Origin of the sequence: Streptomyces sp. IBSNAI002 (assembly GCF_052244475.1) — a bacterium.
In the GTDB taxonomy this organism is placed as follows: Bacteria; Actinomycetota; Actinomycetes; order Streptomycetales; family Streptomycetaceae; genus Streptomyces.
This window is the reverse complement of the sequence record NZ_JBQPXG010000002.1, coordinates 6,399,197-6,418,006: the sequence shown is the minus strand read 5'-3', so window position 1 is coordinate 6,418,006 and position 18,810 is coordinate 6,399,197. Positions and strand designations below refer to the sequence as shown.

Annotated in this window: 15 protein-coding genes and 2 pseudogenes; 8 read left to right on the top strand and 9 right to left on the bottom strand. The window is 69.3% G+C overall.

Going from position 1 to position 18,810, the window contains the following annotated elements:
• Nucleotides 1–2 precede the first annotated feature (2 nt).
• From ACTVZO_RS30515 to meaB, 3 genes are read left to right on the top strand one after another with little or no spacing between them, the layout of a single operon-like run.
• Nucleotides 3–1,868: a methylmalonyl-CoA mutase family protein gene (locus ACTVZO_RS30515; protein WP_443301375.1), complete on the top strand. Its 1,866-nt coding sequence runs from the start codon at nt 3–5 to the stop codon at nt 1,866–1,868.
• Complete coding sequence (gene scpA, locus ACTVZO_RS30510) at nt 1,865–4,069, top strand: methylmalonyl-CoA mutase (RefSeq protein ID WP_443301374.1); 2,205 nt, start codon at nt 1,865–1,867, stop codon at nt 4,067–4,069. The genes ACTVZO_RS30515 and scpA overlap by 4 nt, the downstream gene beginning before the upstream one ends.
• A gap of 10 nt (nt 4,070–4,079) precedes the next feature.
• Nucleotides 4,080–5,060, top strand: a complete 981-nt coding sequence (gene meaB, locus ACTVZO_RS30505) for a methylmalonyl Co-A mutase-associated GTPase MeaB (RefSeq protein ID WP_443301373.1) — start codon at nt 4,080–4,082, stop codon at nt 5,058–5,060.
• Nucleotides 5,061–5,246: 186 nt separating this feature from the next.
• On the opposite strand, the gene ACTVZO_RS30500 is transcribed toward meaB, so the two are convergent.
• Nucleotides 5,247–6,248 (bottom strand): asparaginase, encoded by a 1,002-nt coding sequence (locus ACTVZO_RS30500; protein ID WP_443303312.1) that lies wholly within the window; start codon nt 6,246–6,248, stop codon nt 5,247–5,249.
• A 119-nt stretch (nt 6,249–6,367) separates the two neighbouring features.
• Here ACTVZO_RS30500 and ACTVZO_RS30495 point away from each other — a divergent pair, with 119 nt between their 5' ends.
• The 4 genes from ACTVZO_RS30495 (at nt 6,368) to ACTVZO_RS30480 (ending at nt 10,095) form a co-directional block, all read left to right on the top strand.
• Complete coding sequence (locus ACTVZO_RS30495) at nt 6,368–6,823, top strand: Lrp/AsnC family transcriptional regulator (protein WP_443301372.1); 456 nt, start codon at nt 6,368–6,370, stop codon at nt 6,821–6,823.
• A gap of 188 nt (nt 6,824–7,011) precedes the next feature.
• A complete protein-coding gene (locus ACTVZO_RS30490) occupies nt 7,012–7,446 on the top strand; it encodes a hypothetical protein (RefSeq protein WP_443301371.1) in 435 nt (144 codons plus the stop codon).
• Between the two features lie 37 nt (nt 7,447–7,483).
• Nucleotides 7,484–9,553 (top strand): hypothetical protein, encoded by a 2,070-nt coding sequence (locus tag ACTVZO_RS30485; RefSeq protein ID WP_443301370.1) that lies wholly within the window; start codon nt 7,484–7,486, stop codon nt 9,551–9,553.
• Nucleotides 9,550–10,095 carry a hypothetical protein gene (locus ACTVZO_RS30480; protein ID WP_443301369.1) on the top strand — a complete coding sequence of 182 codons (546 nt, stop codon included), beginning with the start codon at nt 9,550–9,552 and terminating at the stop codon, nt 10,093–10,095. Before ACTVZO_RS30485 ends, ACTVZO_RS30480 begins: the two co-directional genes overlap by 4 nt.
• Before the next feature lie 161 nt (nt 10,096–10,256).
• Here the strand turns inward: ACTVZO_RS30480 and ACTVZO_RS30475 are convergent, their stop codons facing one another.
• Together ACTVZO_RS30475 and ACTVZO_RS30470 are read right to left on the bottom strand one after the other, a co-directional pair.
• On the bottom strand, nt 10,257–10,457 hold the full coding sequence (locus tag ACTVZO_RS30475; RefSeq protein WP_443301368.1) for a tyrosine-type recombinase/integrase: 201 nt from the start codon (nt 10,455–10,457) through the stop codon (nt 10,257–10,259).
• A 69-nt stretch (nt 10,458–10,526) separates the two neighbouring features.
• A complete protein-coding gene (locus tag ACTVZO_RS30470) occupies nt 10,527–10,898 on the bottom strand; it encodes a hypothetical protein (protein ID WP_443301367.1) in 372 nt (123 codons plus the stop codon).
• A gap of 170 nt (nt 10,899–11,068) precedes the next feature.
• Here ACTVZO_RS30470 and ACTVZO_RS30465 point away from each other — a divergent pair, with 170 nt between their 5' ends.
• A complete protein-coding gene (locus ACTVZO_RS30465) occupies nt 11,069–11,431 on the top strand; it encodes a hypothetical protein (RefSeq protein WP_443301366.1) in 363 nt (120 codons plus the stop codon).
• A gap of 217 nt (nt 11,432–11,648) precedes the next feature.
• On the opposite strand, the gene ACTVZO_RS30460 is transcribed toward ACTVZO_RS30465, so the two are convergent.
• The 6 genes and pseudogenes from ACTVZO_RS30460 to ACTVZO_RS30435 all read right to left on the bottom strand — a co-directional run bounded on the left by ACTVZO_RS30460 (nt 11,649) and on the right by ACTVZO_RS30435 (nt 18,687).
• Nucleotides 11,649–12,173: a hypothetical protein gene (locus ACTVZO_RS30460; protein WP_443301365.1), complete on the bottom strand. Its 525-nt coding sequence runs from the start codon at nt 12,171–12,173 to the stop codon at nt 11,649–11,651.
• 369 nt (nt 12,174–12,542) lie between these two features.
• A pseudogene (locus ACTVZO_RS30455) lies at nt 12,543–13,312 on the bottom strand (transposase).
• Nucleotides 13,313–13,319: 7 nt separating this feature from the next.
• Complete coding sequence (locus ACTVZO_RS30450) at nt 13,320–13,664, bottom strand: hypothetical protein (protein ID WP_443301364.1); 345 nt, start codon at nt 13,662–13,664, stop codon at nt 13,320–13,322.
• Between the two features lie 270 nt (nt 13,665–13,934).
• A pseudogene (locus tag ACTVZO_RS30445) lies at nt 13,935–14,857 on the bottom strand (DUF5655 domain-containing protein).
• Between the two features lie 308 nt (nt 14,858–15,165).
• A complete protein-coding gene (locus ACTVZO_RS30440) occupies nt 15,166–16,503 on the bottom strand; it encodes a class I SAM-dependent RNA methyltransferase (protein WP_443301362.1) in 1,338 nt (445 codons plus the stop codon).
• A 129-nt stretch (nt 16,504–16,632) separates the two neighbouring features.
• Nucleotides 16,633–18,687, bottom strand: coding sequence for an APC family permease (locus tag ACTVZO_RS30435; RefSeq protein WP_443301361.1), 2,055 nt, complete (start codon nt 18,685–18,687; stop codon nt 16,633–16,635).
• Between the last annotated feature and the right edge of the window lie 123 nt (nt 18,688–18,810).

The following is an 18,810-nucleotide window of genomic DNA, read 5'->3' as shown; positions in this document are numbered from 1 at the left end:
CCATGACGGTCCTGCCTGACGACGGGCTCTCCCTGGCCGCCGAGTTCCCTGCCGCGACACATGAGCAGTGGCAGCGCCTTGTAGAGGGCGTACTGCGCAAGTCGGGCAAGGAAGCCTCCGGCGAGGCCGCTGAAGAAGCGTTGTCCACCCAGCTCGAGGACGGGCTCACCACCCGTCCGCTGTACACCGCACCGCCCGACAGGTCGGCTGCCGACACCGGCTTCCCCGGATTCGCCCCCTTCGTACGGGGCGGCAGGCCGGAGGGCACCACCGCGAACGGCTGGGACGTCCGCCAGCGACTGGTGGGCACCGATCCGGCCCGTATGAACGAAGCGGCCCTCGCCGATCTGGAGAACGGGGTCACCTCCCTGTGGGTGACCACGGGCCGCGCCGGAATCCCGGCCGACGGCCTCGACCGCGCGCTGGACGGGGTCTACCTCGACCTGGCCCCGGTCGTCCTGGACGCCGGAGCCGACTACGCCGAGGCCGCCCGCACGCTGCTGGCCCTGTACGCCGAGCGCGGTGTCTCCCCCGAGGCCGCACGCGCCTCCTTCGGCGCCGACCCGCTGGGCCACGAGGCCCGTACCGGCGAGGCACTGGACCCGGCCGGCGCCGCGGAGCTGGCCCTGGAGGCCGCCGCGGGCTGGCCCGGCATCCGCGCCCTGACCGTCGACGCCCTGCCCTACCACGAGGCCGGCGGCAGCGCCGCCGAGGAGCTGGCGCTGTCACTGGCCACCGGCGTCTCGTACCTGCGCACCCTCACCGGGGCCGGTCTGAGCACCGAAGCGGCCCTCGGCCAGCTGGAGTTCCGCTACGCGGCCACCGCCGACCAGTTCCTCACCATCGCCAAGCTGCGCGCGGCGCGCCGCCTGTGGTCCCGTGTCGCCGGGGCCTCGGGGGCCCCGGCGGCCGGCGCGCAGTTCCAGCACGCGGTGACCTCGCCGGTGATGATGACCCGCCGTGACCCGTGGGTGAACATGCTGCGCACCACCGTGGCCTGCATGGCCGCGGGCGTGGGCGGAGCGGACGCCGTCACCGTGCTCCCCTTCGACCACGAACTGGGCCTGCCGGACGCCTTCGCGCGCCGTATCGCCCGCAACACCTCCACGATCCTGCTGGAGGAGTCCCACCTGGCCCGCGTGATCGACCCGGCCGGCGGCTCGTACTACGTCGAGCGGCTCACGGACGAACTCGCGCACGCCGCCTGGGAGTTCTTCCAGACCCTGGAGAAGGCCGGCGGCCAGGCCGCCGCCCTGCGCTCCGGGCTGGTCGCCGAGCGGCTCGCCGCCACCTGGGCCGCCCGCTCGAAGAAGCTGGCCAAGCGCCGCGAACCGATCACCGGCGTCAGCGAGTTCCCGCTGCTGTCGGAGAAGCCGGTCGTCCGCGAGAGCGCTCCGCCCGCGCCCGCCGGCGGCCTGCCGCGCGTCCGGCGCGACGAGGCGTACGAGGCGCTGCGCGCCCGCAGCGACGCGCACCTGGCCGCCACCGGCGCCCGGCCGCGGATCTTCCTCGCCGCCCTGGGCCCGGCGGCCGCGCACACCGCGCGCGCCACCTTCGCCTCGAACCTCTTCCAGGCGGGCGGTGTCACACCGGTCCACGACCCCGTGTCGGTCGACGCGGCGACGGCCGCCGAGGCCTACGCCGCGAGCGGCGCGGACGGCATGGCCGTGCTCTGCTCCAGTGACACGCTGTACGAGGAGCACGCCGAGGCGGTGGCCGCCGCGCTCCGCTCGGCGGGCGCCACCACCGTGTTCCTCGCCGGCAAGCCCGGCACCGCAGGGGCTTCCGTGGACGAGTACGTCTTCGCCGGCTGTGACGCCGTCGCCGTGCTGTCCTCCGTACTCGACCGGATGGGAGTGCCGTCTTGAGCATCCCCGATTTCTCCGAGCTGGCGCTCGGCCCCACCGCCGCCGCCGGGATCTCCGAGGACCAGTGGCGCGCCTCGGTGAAGGAGTCCACCGGCACCGCGGCCGCGGACCTGCTGTGGGAGACCCCCGAGGGCATCGGCGTCAAGCCGCTGTACACCGGCCGCGACGTGGAGGGCCTGGACTTCCTCGAGACGTACCCGGGCGTGGCCCCGTACCTGCGCGGCCCGTACCCGACGATGTACGTCAACCAGCCCTGGACGATCCGGCAGTACGCCGGGTTCTCCACGGCCGAGGAGTCGAACGCCTTCTACCGGCGCAACCTCGCCTCCGGCCAGAAGGGCCTGTCGGTCGCCTTCGACCTGCCGACGCACCGCGGCTACGACAGCGACCACCCGCGGGTGACCGGCGACGTCGGCATGGCGGGCGTGGCGATCGACTCGATCTACGACATGCGGCAGCTGTTCGACGGCATTCCGCTGGACAAGATGTCGGTGTCGATGACGATGAACGGCGCGGTGCTGCCGGTCCTCGCCCTCTACATCGTGGCGGCGGAGGAGCAGGGCGTCTCCCCCGACAAGCTCGCCGGGACCATCCAGAACGACATCCTCAAGGAGTTCATGGTCCGCAACACCTACATCTACCCGCCCAAGCCCTCGATGCGGATCATCTCCGACATCTTCTCCTTCACCTCGCAGAAGATGCCCCGGTACAACTCGATCTCCATCTCCGGCTACCACATCCAGGAGGCCGGGGCCACGGCCGACCTGGAGCTCGCGTACACCCTCGCGGACGGCGTGGAGTACCTGCGGGCCGGCCAGGCCGTCGGGCTGGACGTGGACGCGTTCGCCCCTCGCCTGTCCTTCTTCTGGGCGATCGGCATGAACTTCTTCATGGAGGTCGCGAAGCTGCGCGCCGCCCGCCTGCTGTGGGCGCGCCTGGTCAAGCAGTTCGACCCGCAGAACGCCAAGTCGCTGTCGCTGCGCACCCATTCGCAGACCTCGGGCTGGTCCCTCACGGCCCAGGACGTCTTCAACAACGTCACCCGCACCTGCATCGAGGCGATGGCCGCGACCCAGGGCCACACCCAGTCGCTGCACACCAACGCCCTCGACGAGGCGCTCGCGCTGCCGACGGACTTCTCGGCGCGCATCGCCCGCAACACCCAGCTGCTGCTCCAGCAGGAGTCGGGGACCTGCCGGTCGATCGACCCGTGGGGCGGCAGCGCGTACGTCGAGAAGCTGACGTACGACCTGGCGCGCCGGGCCTGGCAGCACATCGAGGAGGTCGAGGCGGCCGGCGGCATGGCGCAGGCCATCGACGCGGGCATCCCGAAGCTGCGCGTCGAGGAGGCCGCGGCCCGTACGCAGGCGCGGATCGACTCGGGCCGGCAGCCGGTGATCGGCGTCAACAAGTACCGCGTGGAGAACGACGAGGCCATCGACGTCCTGAAGGTCGACAACTCGTCGGTGCGCACCCAGCAGATCGCCAAGCTGCGGCGGCTGCGCGAGGAGCGCGACGAGGCGGTCACCCAGGACGCGCTGCGGGCGCTGACGCACGCGGCGGAGCAGGGCTCGTCGGGCCAGGGGCTGGAGGGCAACCTGCTGGCGCTGGCGGTGGACGCGGCGCGCGCCAAGGCCACCGTGGGCGAGATCTCGGACGCGCTGGAGAAGGTGTACGGGCGGCACGCGAGCCAGATCCGTACGATCTCGGGTGTGTACCGCACCGAAGCAGGCGAGTCCCCGTCCGTGGAGCGCACCCGTGCCCTCGTCGACCGGTTCGAGGAGGCGGAAGGCCGCCGTCCGCGCATCCTGGTCGCCAAGATGGGCCAGGACGGGCACGACCGCGGCCAGAAGGTGATCGCGACGGCCTTCGCCGACCTGGGCTTCGACGTGGACGTCGGCCCGCTGTTCCAGACCCCGGCGGAGGTGGCCCGCCAGGCCGTCGAGGCCGACGTCCACGTCGTGGGCGTCTCCTCTCTCGCGGCCGGCCACCTGACCCTCGTACCGGCGCTGCGCGAGCAGTTGGCGGAGGAGGGCCGCGAGGACATCATGATCGTCGTGGGTGGGGTCATCCCGCCGGCCGACGTGCCGACGCTGCTGGAAATGGGCGCGACGGCGGTGTTCCCGCCGGGAACGGTGATCCCCGACGCGGCCCACGACCTGGTGACGCGGCTGGCCGCGGACCTGGGCCACGAGCTGTAGGCGGCCGCCGGTGCCGAAGATCGACATCGAGGCGTACGCGAAGGGCGTGCTCGACGGGAAGCGCGCGTACATCGCGCGGGCGATCACCCTCGTCGAGTCCACCCTGCCCGCCCACCGGGCGCTGGCGCAGGCGTTGTTGACGGAGCTCCTCCCCCATGCGGGGAAGGCGCGCCGGATCGGGATCAGCGGGGTGCCGGGGGTGGGCAAGTCCACCTTCATCGACGCGTTCGGCACGATGCTGACGGGGCTGGGCCACCAGGTGGCGGTCCTCGCCGTCGACCCGTCCTCCAAGCGGACGGGCGGCTCCATCCTCGGCGACAAGACGCGGATGGAGCGGCTCGCCGTGGACCCGGCGGCGTTCGTCCGGCCCTCGCCGTCCGCCGGGACGCTGGGCGGCGTCGCGAAGGCCACCCGCGAATCGATGATCGTCATGGAGGCGGCGGGCTACGACGTGGTCCTCGTCGAGACGGTCGGCGTCGGCCAGTCCGAGACCACGGTCGCGGGCATGGTCGACTCCTTCCTGCTGCTGTCCCTGGCCCGTACGGGCGACCAGTTGCAGGGCATCAAGAAGGGCGTCCTGGAACTGGCCGACGTGCTGGCGGTCAACAAGGCGGACGGCCCGCACGAGCGCGACGCGAAGGCCGCCGCCCGCGAACTGTCGGGCGCGCTGCGGCTGATGCACCCGGCGGACGCGGCCTGGACCCCGCCGGTGCTGACGTGCAGCGCCCGGGAGTCGGCGGGGCTCGACGAGATCTGGAACCGCCTCGAACAGCACCGGCGGCTGCTGGACGCGAACGGCCGGCTGGCGGCGAAGCGGGCGGCCCAGCAGGTGGAGTGGACGTGGGCGATGGTCCGCGACGAACTCCTGGACCGCCTCCGCGCCAATCCGGCCGTCCGCTCCCTGGCGCCCACCCTGGAAGCCTCGGTCCGCGCGGGCACGGTAACGCCGACCTCGGCGGCGGACCAGCTCCTGGCGGCCTTCGGCGCGTGAGCAACGCGGGCGGGGGGCCACATCCGGCCCCGTCGGCGCTTGAGGCGCGGGGTCCGGGGCGGAGCCCCGGCAACCGGTCCGCAGACCACCCGCGACCCCAGGCACCGAACCCCGGCCACATCCAGCCCCGCCGGCGCTTGAGGCGCGGGGTCCGGGGCGGAGCCCCGGCAACCGGCCCGGCGGCGGCTACGCCCCGACCAGCACGGCCCCCGGCGCCCCGAGAACCTCCCGCAGCACCCGAACCCGCTCATCGGCCTCGCCGGAGGCGAGCAACGCGGAGAGCACGGCGATCCGCGCCTGCCCCGCCCGCAGCGTCCCCGTCGGCACCGCACCCGCCGCCACCAGGTCCACGGCCCCGCCGTGCGTGTAGATCTCGGTGACCGGCCCGGCCATGACCCGCGTGGTCAGCGCGACCAGCACCCCGCGCCCGACGGCGGCCTTCACCGCGTCCACGATCTCCGGCGTCGCGTTGCCCGCGCCCGTCCCGACGAGGACGACACCCCGGGCACCGGCGGCCACGGCCGCGTTCAGCAGCACCGCGTCGCCGTCGGCGTGGTGCACCACCACGTCCACGCGCGGCGGCAGCTCCGGCATGGCCGGCAGCGCCAGCGGCGCGGACCGCTGCGGCGTGCGCAGGATGGTGACCTTGCCGAAGCCGATCTTCCCGAGCAGTTCCTTCGAGGGGTCGGCGAACGCGTCCAGCGCCACCGCCTGCGTCTTCACCGTGCCCCGCGCGGCGTGCACCCGCCCGGCGAAGGCGATCAGCACGCCCAGCCCGCGCGTGGTGGCGGCGGTGAGCAGCGCGTCGTACAGGTTCTCCGGCCCGTCGCCGTCCGCGGTCCCCATGGGCCGCTGCGAACCGGTGAAGACCACGGAGCGCGCGTCGTGGTGGTGCAGGTCGACGAGGAACGCCGACTCCTCCAGGGTGTCCGTGCCGTGGGTGACGACGATGCCGTCGACGCCGGGGTCGGCGAGCACCTCGTGCACGGTGCGCAGCAGGGTGAGCTGGTGGGCGGTGGTCAGCCGGGGGCTGTTCACGCTGAACAGGTCCACGACCTCGACGGTGATGCCCTCGGGCAGCGGCGCGGTGGCCATGACCTCGCTGCCGTCGGCGTCCGCCGCGAATCCGGAGCCCTGCCAGCGGCTGGCTATCGTTCCGCCGGTGCTGATGACGACGATCCGCCCCATGGCCGCGGCCACCTCTCATTCGTACGTATGTACCGAAACAGCAATGATAGAGAGATCTACGCGCAATGCGATTGCTTCTTTGACCGCTGCTGTAACAATGGCTACGTGATAATTGCGTCATGGACTCCATCGACCGCGAAATCTTGCGCGAGCTCCAGGCGGACGGCCGCCTGAGCAACCAGGAACTGGCCCAGCGGGTCGGACTGACCCCGTCCCCTTGTATGCGCCGCGTGCGCCAGCTCGAACAGGACGGGGTGATCCAGGGCTACCGCGCCGTGATCTCCCCCGAGGCGGTGGGCCGCGGCTTCGAGGTGCTCGTCTCGGTGGAGGTCCGCCGCGACCGCGAGGCCGTCGAGGCCTTCGAGGCGGCCCTACAGGACATCCCCGACGTGATCGAGGCCTACCGCCTCTTCGGCAGCCCCGGCTGCCTGCTGCGCATCGCGGTGGCGGACCTGCGCGCGTACGAACGCCTCTGGATCGAAAAGCTGACGGCCCTGTCCGGCGTCACCGAGGTCAACTCCCAGATCATCATGAAGCGCATCAAGGAACCCATGGGCCTCCCCGTGGCCCGCTGAACCCGACCCGACCCGACCTGACCGAACCGAACCGGACCGGACCGGACCGGACCGGGCGCAACGGGCGGTCCGGGTACCGCGATCGGCCCGGTGAGCGCGACCGCGGTGCCGCCCGTCGGCCCTGATAGCGTCGAATGGCCGAATGGGCGTGCTGATCGGTGACGGGCGACGGGGGAGACAGACCCACCATGGGGTTCGAAGAGGACTGGGGCGAGGCGAGGTCCATCGCGGCGGACCAAGCGGCGATGCGGCTGAACTCGGGACCGCCGCCCGGCCCGCTGTTCCCCGGCACCGGCGACTTCGGCTCGTCGCCCGCGGAGAAGAAGGCCGCCGCGAACACCATCGAGAACGACCTGGAGCCGAGCACCAAGAAGGCCGCGGACCACGCGGACGAGAGCTCGAACGGCGCCGTCAAAGCACTCGACGGCTGGAGCGCGGCGGCCGGCCTGAAGAAGGTGCAGGAGACCTGGGACCGGCAGGTGACCGGGCTGATGGGCCGGCTGGCCTCCGAGAAGACCGCGCTGCGCGGGACCTCGAACCTGTTCCTGCGCAACGACATCGCGACGGGCGACGGCTTCGGCATCCTGAAGCCGCCGGCGGACTCGAAACTGCACGGAATCTAGGCGGCGGACGAAGGCGATGCTGACATACCACCAGGTCATGACGACCGACTTCGGACACCTCACCACGGCTGCCACCAAGTGGGACGACATGGCCGGGGAGTTCAAGAAGATCGAGGACCGCTACCGGGACGGTGTCCAGAAGATCACCATGGGGGGTCAGGCCTGGACGGGTGTGAGCGTGGGCGCGGCCCACACCAACTTCGCCGGCACCCGCTACGAGTACGCGGCCGCGCAGACCCAGGCGAAGGCGATCGCCGGCCTGCTGCGTGACGCGCACGAGCAGTTCACCGACCTGAAGAAGAAGGTCGAGTCCGCCCGCGACGACGCGGTGAAGGCCGGCATGAAGGTGTCCGACCAGGGCCGGTGCACCTTCGACTTCTCCAAGGCGGACGCGGGCACGGCCAACGCCGCCCGGCACGACCCGGACCTGAAGAACGTCGAGAACTCCTGGTCCCAGCACATCGAGAGCGCGGTCAAGGCCCTCGACGACGCCGACCAGGGTGTGAAGATCGCGCTCGAGGCGGCGTGCGCGGACGGCTACGGCGAGAAGAACGACGCCACCTTCGGCACCGGCTTCAACGGCACGGCGCAGGGCGACGTCGAGGTGTACGAGGCACGGAACGCGGAGGGCATCGCGACCCGTCTGGCGGCGGGCGAGAAGATCCCGGCGGCCGAGATGGCGGAACTCCAGCGGTCCTTCCGCGACAACTCGGGCAAGCCCGAGTTCAGCCAGGTGTTCATCAACGGGCTGGGCGCGAAGGGCACGATCGAGCTGACGAACCGGCTGGGCGACCAGATCCACGTCAAGAACCCTGCGAACACGGCGGATTACACGGAACTGCAGAAGGGCCTGGGCGCCACGCTCGCCTCGGCGACGAAGGACCCGAAGTCCGAGGTCTACAAGAAGTTCCGGGCCGACATGCAGAAGGAGGGCCTCGAGCGCCGCAACACCTCCTTCACGGACCTGCGACTGGAGAAGGCGTACGGCTACCAGTCGCTGGTCACGCTGATGAGCCAGGGCGGCGGGGACTACTCGAAGCAGTTCCTGCACGACATGGGCGACGACATCATGAAGGCGGAGAAGGACCGGGACGACATCTGGGTCATGAAGGGCGGCGAGTACAGCGGGGAGCGGACCGGCTGGTTCGCCAACGACCCTATGGACGGCCTGCTCGGCGTGATGAGCCACGACCCGGAGGCGTCGGCGTCCTACCTCAAGGACGAGGGCCGGATGAAGCACCTCATGGAGCGCAACTGGGAGGTGGTGCTGGAGGCGCACGAACACGGCAACTCCACCCACTACGCGGCCGCACTCGACAAGGACGACCGTGCGGGCTTCGCCGCGGCGCTGCAGGCCGGCGCCACGGGCATCGACCCGTCGGCGGAGAACCCGAAGTTCGTCGAGCACACCGCGGACAACAAGGCCGTCTTCAAGAACTCGATCGACCAGTTCGCGAAGGCCGGCGACGACCTCCCCGAATCCCTCCGCGAGCCGATGGCGAACGTCCTCGTCAACCACGCCGACACGGTGCACGAGGTCACCAGCAGCGTGGACATGCGCTCCCTGCCGGTGCCGCAGAACGACATGTACGAGGTCATCAAGCAGGTCTCCAAGGACCAGGAGGCCTACGGGAACCTGAACTACGGGATCAACCAGGCCATGGTCGCCGACATCCACGAGGCGGGGCAGAAGCACCCGGAGGAGTCCCTGCTGCGCGCCGGCCGCACGGTGGGCTTCCTGGAGGAGGCCCGCACCGCCGCGGTCGGCCCGGCCGAGACGGCCGCCTGGGACGAGAAGTGGATGTTCGACACGGCGATCGGCTACCTGCCCGCGTACGACGCGGAGGTCCAGACCGGCTTCGACTACGTGGTCGACAAGTGGCTGGCCGACGAGCAGAAGCAGATCGACCGGGAATACGCGGACAAGGACTACGAGGCCTATGAGAAGCGGAACGGCCAGCTGATGGCACTCACCGACGAGTGGATGAAGCAGCACGACAAGGACGGCGGCCTCCTCGAACGCCAGGAGCAGATGGAGGAGGCCGCCGAGTCCGGAGCCGAGCGCGCCAAGGGCGTCACCCCACCCCCGAGCGGGGGTGCCGCATGAGGCGCACCAAGGGCTTGGGAGCGCTCGCGGCGTGCACGGTCCTGGCGGCCTCGCTCGCCGCCTGCGGCAGCGGTTCGGACGCCGACCGGGCGGTACCGGAAACCCTGTGCGGCACGCCCGTACCCGCGAACCTGTCGCGGCCGCTGCTCGAACCGCACGGGAAGATCACCGAAGGCACCTGGGTGGACCGGCAGAAGCCGAAGACGGCGCCCTGCGTGGTGAGCGTCGACGGTGAACGCGCACTGAACCTCCGGTTCGCCTGGCACAACGGGGCGCCGAAGGATCTACTGGCCCTCTCCCGCGAGAGCACGATCGTCGGGCTGACGGAACCGGCCCGGGTGGACCTGGGCTTCGAGGACTCCGTACTCGGCAACGACGGCGCCACGGCAACCGCCCCGTGCAAGACCGCGGGCGGCGACCACTTCACCCTCACGGTGCAGGCGAAGCGGGCCTACAAGAAGAACCCGGACCTGCGTCCCCAGGTGGAGGCGTTCATGCGCACGTACATGACGGAAACCCTGAAAACCCTCAACTGCGGCTGACACCCTCACCAAAAACCCGCCGCTGGACTCCCCATCCGGGGAATCCAGCGGCGGGCGAGGAAGCGGGAGCGTCTCAGGCGCCCCTCGCGATCGGTTCGAGGATCATTCCAAGAAACCACAGGTCAGGCGGCCAAAGAAGCCTCTGAAGCAGGGCCCGTGCGTCACACGAGCGTCAAAAAATCCGGCCAGCGTCGGGACCCGAGGACCGCCTGCTGCGCATCGGGGGCCAGATGCGCGTACCGCTGAATTGTCTGGTAGCTCTCGTGACCGAGGAGATGCTGCACCTCGTAGAGGGATACGCCCTTCTGGACGAGCCAGGAGGCACAGGTGTGACGTATGGAGTGCGGAGGGTATTGCGGCACGGGCTGGACGGTGCCGTCCGCATCAGCGAACCGCGATGGGTGCACCGCGGGCCACCAGGTGTACTTCCTTCAGTTGCCGTCGTCGAGTAGCCGACCAGATCGCCCTTTCGTGACCGTGGTGAAGACAACGCCCTTCCGGTCTCGACCGCGCATGTGGCGGCCCAGGGCGCCGAGGACGTGATCGGGAATCGGCATCTCTCGACGGCTCTTCGAACTCTTCGGGTACTCCTTGATGCCGGACTTCGTGTTGACCTCGACTACGAGGAGCCGTCCGCGCTGCCAGTCAATGCGGTGCCCGTGCAGGCCGGCGAGCTCGCCCCCAGCGCAGCCCGGTGAAGCACAAAAGCCCATCGTCTGCCATGACTGATCCAGCTCATCGAGGATGGACTGCGCTTGGGGCAGCGTGAACCACTGCGGAGGCCTAACCGCTTCCTCCGGCAAACCAATGCTCCGCCAAGGCGTGACCGAGATGAGGTCTTCTCGTCCAGGCCGCCGCCGTCATCACCGACCCCGCCGACGCCGGTCGCCTCGGACTGATCGGGCGCCGGATCCTCGCCCGTCTCCTCCCGCCCCGACGGCAGAGGGTCAGCACCCGCAAGGTCAAGTCACCGATGTCCCGTTACAGCACCCGCCGCGACAACGGCAGGCCCGACACCAGCCGCACCATCACCAGCCTCGACATCAAAATTCTCGAATTTCCGGAATCCCACCCCCATCTCCCTACCGCCTCTCACGACGACCGGCATACCGCCCCCACCGACCGCCGCTGGCACCGAATCCTGACCCTGCTCGAAAAGGACCCAACCCGCCTCTGGCGCCCCCGCGACATTGCCTCCCAATTCGTCGACATCACCAGGGAAACCATGTATCGACAGCTCTCCATATGGGCCGAGACCTGTCTCATCCACAAACTCGGCCCCCGCCTCTACGCCACCACAGCATGGCCCCCAACGCTCCTTGCATTACTTTCGTGACTTGCGTGACTTGCGAAACCGCTAACTGCCCGGCCTTGGGTCAAGGTCCCGCGGCTCCTCAGAGAATGCGTGGTGCGTGAGAACACCACCACAACGACCAGGAGCCTCGGCTCGTCACCCGAACCCCCACTGGCCAGCGCTTTCACCCCTCAGAAACAGGATGAAAGAGGTTCAGTGATCTACCACCGAAGGGATAGGGCCGTTTACCGGACAGACCCTAGGGCTGGAAAACCACGTTGCCACCGTTTTCGAACGAATTCCCGCCGGTGACCGTCGTCGAGCCGTTGGCACCTACGGTAAGCTTGTATAGCCCCCCGGCTGCGTCCCTGTAGCTGACAACGGCCCCGGCGGCGCCGCACGCCGGCGCTGTGGTCATACCCCCACCGATATACGTCGGAAAGCCGGGAGGGGCAAAGGTGTCTGACCCGACCTCAGTGAGAGTGCCGCTGACGAGACTGGTGATTGTAAACCCGTACTGGCCCGCTGTAGGGCACGGAGACCCATTCCCGAGCTGCCCGAGTCCGACGACACTGTGCCCCAGTCCGGTGGTGGCGTTGTGGCCGTATTTGATGTCGCGGCAGGCGTTGTGGTTGTGGTTGCCTTCGACGTGGATGTAGCAGATGTTGGTCTTCCCGTCCCTGTCCTTGTTGTCACTGTTGTTGTCGGCGTGTGCGCTGGTGACGATTCCGGTGAGGGCGAGGAGGGTTGTGGCGATGGTTAGTGCGTGGCGTGTGTAGCGCATTCGGTCTCTCCATGGATTGCGTCGGGTGTGGTGTTTGCATATTGGGGGTGGGGAGGCACGTGTTGAGAGAGGCTTGGCCGTGTTGTGGTTCGGTTGGGTGTATTGCTGCGCTCAGGCTTAACGGCATTGTCACCTTGTCGACAGTGCGATCATCCGATGGCAAGTCGGGGCGGGGATGAGGCTGCGGTTCAGGCTGCGGCGGGCATTCCAACCACATGCTGAACAACGGTGGAGACGGACATCCGCCTACCCTGACGCACCATCAGCCAGGTGCGCGGCCGATCTCGAAGAGGAAGCGTGCGTGATCGCTCTAAGGGCTGTCCCCGTAAATGATCTCCGGCGTGATGGATGGCCTGCGCCCTGCCTCCGTCACCCGGCGAGGGCGAGGTTGTGCAATCGGGCGATGCCGAGCATGGCGTGGTGGACGCCGTCGCCCTTCAGGCGACAGTCGCGAAGGATCTTCCAGGTCTTCATGCGGGCGGAGGCGTGCTCGACGCGTGCGCGGACCTTGCGGTGGGAGGTGTTGTGTTCCTCTTTCCAGGCCGGGAGTGCGGCATGGCGCGGTTCACGGCGGTGCGGGATGACCAGGCCGTATCCCCGGTAGCCGCCGTCCGCGATCACGGTCGTCTTGCCCACGGCACCCTTCGCCCAGACAGCTCCCACGCCTCGCAGTCGCTGCGGTTGGCCGGCAGTGGCTGGCCGACCACGACGACGGGCAGCGTGTCTGCATCTATGACGACCTGGTGGTTGGTGGAGTACCGGTAGTTCTTCGACTGCTCGGCGACGCTGTGGTCGCGGATGGAGACGACAGTTCCATCCACGATCAGCACGGTGTCCTTGCGGAACCGCCGACGCTGCTGGAGCGCGAGCGACGGACCGAGGTGATCGATTATGCGGTCGGCGGCCGACTTCGATACCTCGAACAGCGGGGCGAGCTGCCGCAGCGTCAGGTTTGTTCGCCAATATGCAATGACAAGCAGGACCCGGTCCTCCAGCGGCAGGCTCCATGGCCGGCCCCTGCAAACCGCGTCTGCGCCCTCGCGTCGTGACGCGGTGATCAGCCTGCCGAACTGCCGTGGGCGCAGTCCGCTGAACGGGGGTATCCGGGAAGGCTCCGGCGCCGTGATCACACCAGTCACTGCGTGATCATTCCACCGCTTTCGGCCCTCCCTGCTCGAACGCGATGCGGCAGCGTTCAACCTGGTTGGCCACCTGCTCCATGAACCACCGCATGATCTCGTAGGGGACGACGTGCTCGTCGGGGCTGAAGATGCGGACGGTCGGTTCCAGATGCGGGCCCTCGTCCGGGACGAGGGCCCGCAAGACAGCAGCGCCTGGCAAGTGGGTCACCACGGCTTCGGGGTTCTCGGTCCCCCTGGCCGACGTAGGCCGAGCCTCGCTCAGCTCGACAGACCAGGCATCGCCTGGCAAGGCGTCGTGGAACAGGGCGGCGTAGTGAAGGCCTGCATGTTCTCGCAGCTCCCATGACATGTTCGCAGGCTGCCACAGGTGCGGGGTCCAAGTCGCGGCGATATCGATTGAAACCTCAGCTCAGGGACCACAGATCCCTCCACCAACAGGCTGAACCGGCGTTTGCGGGACAGCCCTTATGAAGTTCCCCGTGAGACTTCAGCCAACCATGCACGAGCTCGTTAGGTGGCCAGCCTCCACAGTGCGGCGCGGACAGTAGCACCGAAGCCCCCGTCAGCCAAACCGGGGATTGTCGGGATCAATAGACCACCGCCACCCCTGCCCCAGCCATCAAGCACCCGACGGCCCAGCCCAGCCTGGCCATGCCACCGCGTAGCTCTGGCGGATGTACTCGACCGCGCGCTCCAGATCGCGTTCGGACTGAAGCGTGAGTTCCAGGTCGCCGGTGCCGTGGTGGTCGAGCCCCGTCACATCGCGGGCGAAGCCGGGCACGAGGTCGACCGTCACCGGGTCAGCCTTCAGGTAGACCACCGGCTTGGCCTTCCTCGGCGGGACCAGGCACGCATAGTTCTGCATGCGCCGGTAGGCGGTGTAGGTCTGCTGCGAGACCTTCGTAAGGTCCTCACCGAGCCCGAGCAGTACCTCGTCGACCGCAGCGGCAAGCTCCGCCATGACCCCGGCCTCCGTCCCGGTGCGCTGCGCCTTCGCCGTACCCCGACTCCGGTTTCCGGCCTTCGGTGCCGCAGCACGGCCGGCGAAGGAGGCCACCGTCTCAAGGCCGACGTACTCGCTGCCGAAGTACCGGTAGCGGGCCAGGTCGATGGCGTGCCGGTGCTCGCGGACGGCGTGGATGTGGTAGCGGGTGAAATCGCCAGCCACGCAGATCAGCCTCGGTGCGCTCCACAGCACCTGGGCCGCGACGTGGGCCCGAGCCGGTCGCGGACCAGGTGCCGGAACGTGTCCCGGTGATCGAGCAGCCAGGCCATGTGCAAGAGGCCCTGGTTTATGACTCCCGCGTCGGTTCCCCGCTTGTACTCGACGATCACCGGTGCGCCGTTCTCGTCAATGCCCGACGAGTCGATCCGGCCGCCGTGCACCGGTCCGGTGCTGCACTCGCTCGCCAGGAACCAGACCCCGAGCATTGTCTGCATGTGCCCCTCGACGAGGTCCTGCACATCGGCTTCGACCTCAGCCAGACGCGGCGCAACCTCGGTCACGCCGCTCTTCGTGTTGAACAACTTCAGGCCCGGCACCTCCCCCTCCGTACCGACCTACCGCCAACACACAGCCAGTCAGATCTATTTACGGCACACCGGATAGCCGGGAGGGCGGCCACGGATGTCACCGTATGTAACTGGACTGAGTCCGTGAACTCGGGCCGGGTCGGCGCCTCGGCAAGCACGACGGGCACGAAGAAGCCGCCTTCCGCACCAGGACTTCACCCTGGCGCGGAACGCGGCTTTTTCATGCTGACGCCTCATCAGAAAAAGTGCTGGGCGTGCGTCACGAGCGTCAAATCTGCGTCAAGATATCGCCCACAACGCCCACTACCCGAACCCGGTCAGAGGCCCTTTCCAACAGGTTCAAGGATTGCGACGCACTCGACATGATGGGTCATCGGGAAGAGGTCGAAGACGCGGAGGGTGCGGGGCTTGTAGCCGTGTTCCCGGAAGTAGCCCAGGTCGCGGGCCAGGGCTGCCGGGTCGCAGGCCACGTAGGCGATGCGGCGGGCGGAGAGGCCCGCGATGTGGCGGACCGTCTGCTTGCCGGCGCCGGCGCGCGGGGGGTCCAGGACGACCAGGTCGCATTCGGTGATGCCGGTCTTCGGGAGGATCTGCTCGACCTTGCCCTGTTCGACGCGGACGCGGGGGAAGTCGGCCAGGTTGTGGCGGGCGTCCTCGACCGCGCGCTTCGTCGACTCGATGCCGAGCACCGCGCCCGTCTCGCCGAGGCGTTCGGCGAGGGCGCCCGCGAAGATGCCGACCCCGCAGTAGAGGTCGAGGGCCATCTCGCCCTTGCGCGGCATCAGGCCCTGCATGACGGCCTTGATCAGGGTGTCGGCGGCCTGCGGGTGGACCTGCCAGAAGCCGCCCATGCCGACCCGGTAGGTGCGGCCGTCGGCGCGTTCGCGGACGAAGGGGCGGCCGTGGACGCGGTGGACTCCGCCGTCCTTCTCCTCCACGCGCAGGACCGAGACCGGCTTGTCGAGCTCGACCAGCGGGAGGCGGCCGCCGGGGCGCGGGGTGAGGACCACCTGGCGGTCGCCCGAGCCGGAGGCGGCGATGGCCTCCACCGAGGCCATCTGCGGCCAGTCCTGCTGCTCGATGCCCAGTTCGCTGACGCCCGGCGCCGCGATCATGCAGTGGTCGACCAGCTGCACGGAGTGGGAGCGGTGCTTGCGCAGGCCGGCCTGGCCGTCCTCGTCGATGGCGTACTGGACGCGGGTGCGCCACTGCGGGACCTGCCCGGCCGGCAGCTTGTCGCCCTCGGCGGGCATGACCGTGCCGTCCCAGCCGGCCTCCTCCGGGGTGAGCCCGGCGAGCCGCTTCAGCTGTTCGGCGACGACCTCGCCCTTGAGCCGGCGCTGGGCGCCGGGCTTGGCGTGCTGCCAGTCGCAGCCGCCGCACTTGCCGGGGCCGGCGTACGGGCAGGGGGCCTCGACGCGGTCCTTGGAGGCGTCGAGGACGGTGATCGCGTCGGCGCGCAGGAAGCGGGAGTCCGCCTCGCCCTCCGTGACGCGCGCGACGACCTTCTCACCGGGCAGCGTGTGGCGTACGAACAGCACGCGGCCGTCCTCGGTACGGGCGATGCAGTGCCCGCCGTGCGCGACGGGGCCGACCTCGACCTCGTACTCCTCCCCGACCAGTGACTGCTTCTCGTTCTGCTCGGCGCTCGTCATGGTGGGGAGACTCCAAGAAAGTGGATCAAAGGGGAACGGCCGGACGACCGACCCACCAGTTTACGTGGATCTCGTCCGGCCGTTCACCAACCCGGTACCGGGCCCGGCACCGGGCCGCGCACCGGCCCGTCAGACCTTCGACGCGGAGTCGTTCGGGGGCCGCGGGGTGTCGACGGGACCGCGGCGCACGGCGCCCGGGGCGTTCCAGTCCTGGCGCTTCCTGGCCCGCTTCTTGGCGAGCTCCGAGGACTCGAGCTGGTAGGGCACCGAGGTGACCATGACACCGGGCGTGAAGAGCAGCCGGCCCTTGAGCCGCAGCGCGCTCTGGTTGTGCAGCAGGTGCTCGTACCAGCGCCCGACGACGTACTCCGGGATGTACACGCTGACCGCGTCGCGCGGGTTCTCGCTGCGCAGGCCCTTCACGTACTCGACCACCGGGCGGGTGATCTCGCGGTACGGGGAGTCGAGGATCTTGAGCGGGACGTTGATCCCGCGCCGGTCCCACTCCTCGCGCAGGGCCTTGGTCTCGGCCGGGTCGACGCTGATGCTGAGTGCTTCCAGGGTGTCGGAGCGGGTCAGCTTGGCGAAGGCCAGGGCGCGCAGCGTGGGCTTGTGGACCTTGGAGACCAGGACGATCGAGTGGACCCGGGAGGGCCGCACGCTGTCGTCGCTGGGGCCTTCGGCGGCGGCGATCTCGGCGGAGACGCGGTCGTAGTGCTTCCGGATCGCGGACATCGTGCCGTAGAAGATCAGCATGCCGAGCAGGGCGACCCAGGCACCGTGCGTGAACTTGGTGGCGAGGACGACGACGAGCACCATGCCGGTGAAGAAGGCTCCGAAGGTGTTGATCGCCCGGGAGCGGTGCATGCGGCGGCGGGCGGCGGGGTCGCGCTCCGACTTCAGGTGGCGGTTCCAGTGCCGGACCATGCCGATCTGGCTCAGCGTGAAGGAGACGAAGACGCCGACGATGTAGAGCTGGATCAGCTTGGTCGAGTCCGCGTCGTAGACCCACACGAGCAGCATGGCGGCGCCCGCGAGGAGCACGATGCCGTTCGAGAAGGCGAGACGGTCGCCGCGGGTGTGCAGCTGGCGCGGCAGGTAGCGGTCCTGGGCGAGGATCGAGCCGAGCAGCGGGAAGCCGTTGTAGGCGGTGTTGGCGGCCAGGAACAGGACCAGCGCGGTGGCCGCGGCGAGCACGATGAAGAGGAAGCTGCCGCTGCCGAAGACGGCCTCGGCCACCTGGGAGATCACCGGGTTCTGCACGTATCCGTCGCCGACGGGGACGCCGTCCTTCAGCAGGTCCACGGCGGGCTTCTCGGCCATCCGCACGTTCGTGGCCATGGCCAGGCCGATGATCCCGCAGAACATGGTGACGGCCAGGCCGCCCATGAGCAGCAGGGTGGTGGCCGCGTTCTTGCTCTTGGGCTTGCGGAAGGCGGGGACGCCGTTGCTGATGGCCTCGACGCCCGTGAGCGCGGCGCAGCCGGAGGAGAAGGCCCGCAGCAGCAGGAAGACCAGGGCGAAGCCGGCCAGGCCCTGGTGTTCGGGCTTGATCTCCAGGTCCGCGGTGGGGGCCTCCATGGTGTCGCCGACGACGATGCCCCGCCACGCGCCCCAGGCGATCATGACGAAGACGGCCCCGACGAACACGTAGGTCGGGATGGCGAAGAGTTTTCCGGACTCCTTCACACCGCGCAGATTCATCAGCGTGAGCAGCAGAATCATGATCATCGCCGAGAGCACCTTGTGCTCGATGACGAAATCGACGGCGGAGCCGAGGTTCTCGACTCCGGAGGAGATCGAGACCGCGACGGTCAGGACGTAGTCGACGAGCAGGGCGCTCGCCACCGTGAGGCCGGCCCTGGGTCCGAGGTTGGTGTTGGCGACCTCGTAGTCACCGCCGCCGCTCGGATAGGCGTGGACGTTCTGCCGGTAGGAGGCGACCACGGTGAACATCAGCACGACGACCGCGACCGCGATCCACGGGCTGAAGTGGTACGCCGACACGCCCGCGATCGACAGGACCAGCAGGACCTCGCCCGGGGCATATGCCACGGAGGAGAGCGGGTCGGAGGCGAAGACGGGGAGGGCGATCCGCTTGGGAAGGAGGGTTTCCCCGAGGCGGTCGCTGCGTAGCGCCCGGCCGATCAGGATCCGTTTGGGCACGTCGGTCAGTTTGGACACGCAGAGGATCGTAAGCGTTCGAAATCGGACTGACGAACCCGCACCCCGCCGCACGCCATTGCGCCGCCTATATGCAGCGTATATGCCATCCATACGCCGCTGTACGCCCCCGCGACGGCGCCG

Coding starts and splice junctions, on each gene's coding strand:
- ACTVZO_RS30515 (WP_443301375.1), top strand. CDS start 3: ATGACGGTCCTGCCTGACGACGGGCTCTCCCTGGCCGCCGAGTTCCCT.
- ACTVZO_RS30500 (WP_443303312.1), bottom strand. CDS start 6,248: ATGGGGCGGATCGTCGTCATCAGCACCGGCGGAACGATAGCCAGCCGC.
- ACTVZO_RS30495 (WP_443301372.1), top strand. CDS start 6,368: ATGGACTCCATCGACCGCGAAATCTTGCGCGAGCTCCAGGCGGACGGC.
- ACTVZO_RS30490 (WP_443301371.1), top strand. CDS start 7,012: ATGGGGTTCGAAGAGGACTGGGGCGAGGCGAGGTCCATCGCGGCGGAC.
- ACTVZO_RS30485 (WP_443301370.1), top strand. CDS start 7,484: ATGACGACCGACTTCGGACACCTCACCACGGCTGCCACCAAGTGGGAC.
- ACTVZO_RS30480 (WP_443301369.1), top strand. CDS start 9,550: ATGAGGCGCACCAAGGGCTTGGGAGCGCTCGCGGCGTGCACGGTCCTG.
- ACTVZO_RS30465 (WP_443301366.1), top strand. CDS start 11,069: ATGTCCCGTTACAGCACCCGCCGCGACAACGGCAGGCCCGACACCAGC.
- ACTVZO_RS30460 (WP_443301365.1), bottom strand. CDS start 12,173: ATGCGCTACACACGCCACGCACTAACCATCGCCACAACCCTCCTCGCC.
- ACTVZO_RS30450 (WP_443301364.1), bottom strand. CDS start 13,664: ATGTCATGGGAGCTGCGAGAACATGCAGGCCTTCACTACGCCGCCCTG.
- ACTVZO_RS30440 (WP_443301362.1), bottom strand. CDS start 16,503: ATGACGAGCGCCGAGCAGAACGAGAAGCAGTCACTGGTCGGGGAGGAG.